Raw genomic sequence first — 377 nt, forward strand, 5'->3', positions numbered from 1 at the left:
TTAAACAGTGTGTCGTTTCAATTTTCAGCTTGATCCAGATTTTTAAAGAGCAAAACTTCGCAGTGCACCTTTTCAGGTTCACTCTGAAGTTTTCTTGTGTTTGCAGTAATGATGGTGGAGCTATGCGGGATCGAACCGCAGACCTCCTGCGTGCAAAGCAGGCGCTCTCCCAGCTGAGCTATAGCCCCATCGTTTGCAACCTCTTCAAATTTGCTTCGCAAATTTGGTAGGCCTGAGTGGACTTGAACCACCGACCTCACCCTTATCAGGGGTGCGCTCTAACCACCTGAGCTACAAGCCTGTAGAGGTTTTTACTGCTGTTTTTCATCAGACAATCTGTGTGAGCACTACAAAGGCAGGTTCTTTAAGGTAAGGAG

2 tRNA genes are annotated in these 377 nt (G+C 46.9%); both read right to left on the bottom strand.

Annotated features, from left to right (window positions below):
* Positions 1-112 precede the first annotated feature (112 nt).
* Positions 113-188: transfer RNA gene (locus CWM61_RS28625), tRNA-Ala, on the bottom strand.
* A 36-nt stretch (positions 189-224) separates the two neighbouring features.
* Positions 225-301, bottom strand: a tRNA-Ile gene (locus CWM61_RS28630).
* Between the last annotated feature and the right edge of the window lie 76 nt (positions 302-377).

It is taken from the genome of Klebsiella sp. K-Nf6 (assembly GCF_002806655.1).
GTDB lineage: Bacteria > Pseudomonadota > Gammaproteobacteria > Enterobacterales > Enterobacteriaceae > Klebsiella > Klebsiella variicola.